We start from the raw sequence: 4,381 nt of genomic DNA on the forward strand, positions 1-4,381 counted from the left end.
GAGATGTGATTTAAATCACAAAACTAAAAATGTGATGAAATTCACAATAATATAAAATTGAAATTTTTTAATCAAAGGAAAGGGGTACTAGTATGAAAGTAAAATCGGCTTTATTATTACTTGTTCTCACTATTGCTACAGTGTTAACAGGGTGTGAGCCACTCATGGTTCTGAATCCAAAAGGGCCACAAGCTGAAAGGCAAGCCCACGACATTTTATTATCGATCGGAATCATGTCATTAGTTGTTTTGGTTGTATTTGCTATTTTGATTTACGTATTGGTAAAGTATCGTGCATCAAAGCAAAGTCCTGATTATGAACCACCTCACATCGAAGGAAATAAGTGGGTAGAGTTACTATGTGTCGGAATTCCTGTTATTATCGTCGTTTACTTTTCAATCGTTTCTGTCCAAAGTAACTACATCGTTGAGGCAAAACCAAAACAGTATCAGGATCAGAAACCTATGGTGATTTATGCTTCTTCATCAGATTGGAAATGGCATTTTAGTTATCCGGAGCAAGATATTGAAACCGTTAACTATTTATACATTCCAACGGATCGTCCAATAGAATTTAAACTGTATTCTTACGGACCTATTACTAGCTTCTGGATTCCGCAACTGGGCGGACAAAAGTATGCCATGTCAAACATGGTAACAACCCTTCACTTAGCTGCTGATGAGCCTGGTGAAATGATGGGTCGAAACGCAAACTTCAGCGGTAAAGGAACAGCCGAAAATACATTTAATGTAACAGCCATGTCTGAGAAAGATTTTGATAAATGGGTAAAAGACGTAAAGAAAACAGCAAAACCTTTAACAGAGAAAAAATTTGATCAGTTATTAAAACCTGGTCACCTTGGACAAATGACATTTACAGGAACCCATTTAGAATTTAGTCCAGCTCCAAATCTGCATCATAGTGGATCAGAAAAGAGTCACGATGGAAAAATGGATTCTGAAATGGATATGAATATGGATATGGATATGTCAGATCACGATAAATAATAAGGTAATTTAAAAATAGTAAAAAGTTAATCTCTTGAGAGGAGTTAAAAAGAATGGATTTCTTTGATCGTTTTGCCATTCCTAATCCAAGTCTTGCCATTTACGCTTCGATGGTCGCGATCGGCCTTACGGTGGTCGCTATAATTGCGGGCCTGACTTATTTTAAAAAATGGGGATATTTATGGCGTGAATGGTTAACTACAGTGGACCATAAACGGATTGGTATTATGTATATGCTTTCTGCTTTAATCATGTTGTTCCGAGGCGGAGCTGATGCGATCATGATGCGCGCTCAGCTTGCAGTGCCTGATAATAAGATGTTAGACCCACAGCATTACAATGAAGTTTTCACCACACACGGGGTAGTCATGATTATGTTTATGGCCATGCCATTCATCTTTGCGTTTATGAACTTCGTAGTTCCATTGCAAATTGGTGCACGTGATGTGGCTTTTCCTAGATTAAACGCGTTAAGCTTCTGGCTTTTCTTCTTTGGAGCCATGCTATTTAATATCTCTTTTGTAATCGGAGGCTCACCTGATGCAGGTTGGACTTCATATTTTCCGCTAGCAGGGAATGAATTCAGCCCACACGTTGGTACCAACTATTATATGATCGCAGTTCAAATATCCGGCATTGGCTCCTTGATGACTGGTATTAATATGCTTACCACCATTTTCAAAATGAGAGCACCTGGTATGACATTGATGAAAATGCCAATGTTTACATGGGCTACGTTGGCAACAAACTTAATCGTTGTTACTGTTTTCCCAGTTATCACAGTTGCCCTTGCAATGGGTACGATGGACAGATTATTTGGAACTCACTTCTTTACCATGACAAATGGCGGAATGGATATGCTGTGGGCCAACCTTTTCTGGGTTTGGGGCCATCCTGAAGTATACATCCTTATTTTGCCGGCATTTGGAATTTACAGTGAAATTATCTCGACATTTTCTAGCAGAAACCTTTATGGCTATAAATCAATGGTAGCTTCCATGGTTGTGATCTCAGCTCTTTCCTGTATGGTTTGGGCGCACCATTTCTTTACGATGGGCCAAGGAGCACTATCAAACAGCTTCTTCTCCATCACGACAATGGCCATTTCGATACCAACAGGTGTTAAGATTTTTAACTGGCTGTTTACTATGTGGAAGGGGAAAATTCGTTTTACCGTTCCAATGCTATACTCGCTCGGTTTTATTCCGTTGTTTGTTATCGGTGGGATGACTGGGGTTATGCTAGCGATGTCTGCAGCAGACTATCAATACCATAATACCATGTTCTTAGTAGCTCACTTCCATAATACAATCATCCCAGGTGTTGTATTTGCGATGCTGGCAGGTTTAACGTTTTATTGGCCAAAAATGTTTGGCTTTATGCTAAATGAAAGAATTGGAAAATGGTCCTTCTGGACTCTCTCTATTGGATTCTGCTTAGCCTTCTTCCCGATGTATATTACTGGTTTGGATGGGCAAGCCCGTCGTATGTACACATATTCCGCAGCGACAGGCTATGGTCCGTTGAATATGCTATCATTTGTCGGTGCAGGAGTTATGGCGATCAGCTTTTTATTAATTGTTTATAACGTCTATTACAGTGTTCGTTATTCACCAAGAAATATTGGAGCTGATCCTTGGGATGCACGTACTCTTGAGTGGGCAACACATACTCCGATTCCGGAATATAACTTTGCCATTGAACCACACGTTACATCATACGAAGCATTCTGGGATTCTAAGAAAAAAGGTCACAAGCTGTTCCCAGGTAATTTGGAGAAAATCCATATGCCGAATAACAGTGGAGTTCCATTTATCATGGGTGCAATCTTCTTTGTGTTAGGCTTTTCACTGATTTTCTCACTTTGGATTCCAGCTATTGTTGCATTGCTTGGTATTTTTGCATGCATGGCAATGCGATCCTTTGAGAAAGATCATGGCCGTTATATTTCTTTAAAAGAAGTAGAAGAAACCGAAACGAAATTGCGAGGTGCTAATTAATGAAAGTCGACCACTCGCTGCCATTAGAATATAGTACGAAACAAAACGGAATGAATATTTTTGGATTTTGGGTGTTCCTCGCGGCTGAAATCATGCTGTTTGCGACACTCTTTACATCTTACTTTACGTTAGAACATAGAACCGGAGGCGGACCAGGCGGTACCGAAATTTTTGAAATTACCCCGGTGATCATTGAAACCATTTTATTATTATCAAGTAGTTTCACCATTGGACTTGCTGTTCACGCAATGCGGATAGGCCGTACAAAAGCTATGTTGACATTCTTCGTGATTACACTGCTTCTTGGTTTAGGATTCCTGGGCTTTGAAATTGATGAGTTTATGACCTATATCCATGAAGGAGCAACATTGCAGACAAGTGCGTTTACCGCCATGCTGATGACTACCTTGGGAACCCATGGTGCGCACGTTACCTTTGGATTATTCTGGGGAACAGCTATCATTTTGCAAGTGAAAAAGCGCGGACTAAGTCCTGAAACGGCAAACAAGTCATTTATCTTTTCGTTATATTGGCACTTCTTGGATGTGGTCTGGATCTTTATCTTCAGCTTCATCTATTTGAAAGGACTGATGTAAGATGAGTGAATTATTTCCGCGAAAACAAATAATGGGGTTTGTCTTTTCCTTGGTTCTAACAGCCGCTGCTCTAGCTGTTTATTACCTTCACTTGTCATTTGCACAAGGAATGATCGTATTGGTCATCACTGCTTTTGTTCAGGCGCTGCTTCAGTTAGTTGTGTTCATGCACGCTGGTGAAACGGATGACAAATGGATTATTTACGGAAAAGTGTTTTTCATGGTAGCAATTGCCTTAATAACTGTCTTTGGAACATTACTCATATTCCTTTGGGATATGTAGGAATAAAAGAGAAAGGGAGCATCTGATCAGATGCTCTCTTTCTTTATCTTTTGACTAAATATAATTTTGGTTTGATTGGCGCCATTTCAATTCCTCTATCGGTGTTTTCGACCATTTCCTCAGTGGCAATAAATAACATTCCTACTAAGAAGAACATGACTGATCCTACGATGGTGCCAATTCCAATTCCAATTACCGGATCCATATGGCTAATTATTATTCCGTATAAAAAGACCATAATACCAGTTATTAATGTAATACCACCGGCCCACTGAGTTACCTTTAAGATTTTCAAGCGTGAATTCATGATAACGGCCCCCTCTGTACGTATTCATTATTGGAATTTTAGATAAGTTGAAAGCGGTTTCTTTTTTGTTGTTTATAAAAAGCAACATTTCCACTTTCTATATAATACTATTATTCATTATGTTCACAAAATTGTCAAAACTTTTTCAAAAAATTGTTAAAATTTAGTTAATTATTTTTATACAAAAT

The 4,381-nt window shown here is 38.9% G+C and carries 5 protein-coding genes; 4 read left to right on the forward strand and 1 reads right to left on the reverse strand.

The features are described from left to right. Nucleotides 1-92 precede the first annotated feature (92 nt). The 4 genes from qoxA to qoxD are packed head-to-tail and all read left to right on the forward strand — an operon-like array spanning nt 93 to nt 3,886. Entirely contained in the window at nt 93-1,007 is a 915-nt protein-coding gene (gene qoxA / locus V7083_RS18785; RefSeq protein ID WP_335480778.1) for a cytochrome aa3 quinol oxidase subunit II, read from the forward strand. Nucleotides 1,008-1,060: 53 nt separating this feature from the next. Continuing rightward, entirely contained in the window at nt 1,061-3,007 is a 1,947-nt protein-coding gene (qoxB, locus tag V7083_RS18790; protein WP_335480780.1) for a cytochrome aa3 quinol oxidase subunit I, read from the forward strand. After that, entirely contained in the window at nt 3,007-3,603 is a 597-nt protein-coding gene (qoxC, locus tag V7083_RS18795) for a cytochrome aa3 quinol oxidase subunit III (protein WP_335480782.1), read from the forward strand. Before qoxB ends, qoxC begins: the two co-directional genes overlap by 1 nt. A gap of 1 nt (nt 3,604) precedes the next feature. After that, nucleotides 3,605-3,886 (forward strand): cytochrome aa3 quinol oxidase subunit IV, encoded by a 282-nt coding sequence (gene qoxD / locus V7083_RS18800; RefSeq protein WP_335480784.1) that lies wholly within the window; start codon nt 3,605-3,607, stop codon nt 3,884-3,886. A gap of 43 nt (nt 3,887-3,929) precedes the next feature. On the opposite strand, the gene V7083_RS18805 is transcribed toward qoxD, so the two are convergent. Beyond that, nucleotides 3,930-4,193 (reverse strand): hypothetical protein, encoded by a 264-nt coding sequence (locus V7083_RS18805; RefSeq protein ID WP_335480786.1) that lies wholly within the window; start codon nt 4,191-4,193, stop codon nt 3,930-3,932. Nucleotides 4,194-4,381 lie beyond the last annotated feature (188 nt).

Origin of the sequence: Bacillus sp. JJ1764, from assembly GCF_036962145.1 — a bacterium.
Taxonomy (GTDB): domain Bacteria; phylum Bacillota; class Bacilli; order Bacillales; family Cytobacillaceae; genus Neobacillus.

Bases quoted from the DNA above. Each gene is read 5' to 3' on its own strand.
- qoxC (WP_335480782.1), top strand. From the start codon at position 3,007: ATGAAAGTCGACCACTCGCTGCCATTAGAATATAGTACGAAACAAAAC.
- qoxD (WP_335480784.1), top strand. From the start codon at position 3,605: ATGAGTGAATTATTTCCGCGAAAACAAATAATGGGGTTTGTCTTTTCC.
- qoxA (WP_335480778.1), top strand. From the start codon at position 93: ATGAAAGTAAAATCGGCTTTATTATTACTTGTTCTCACTATTGCTACA.
- V7083_RS18805 (WP_335480786.1), bottom strand. From the start codon at position 4,193: ATGAATTCACGCTTGAAAATCTTAAAGGTAACTCAGTGGGCCGGTGGT.
- qoxB (WP_335480780.1), top strand. From the start codon at position 1,061: ATGGATTTCTTTGATCGTTTTGCCATTCCTAATCCAAGTCTTGCCATT.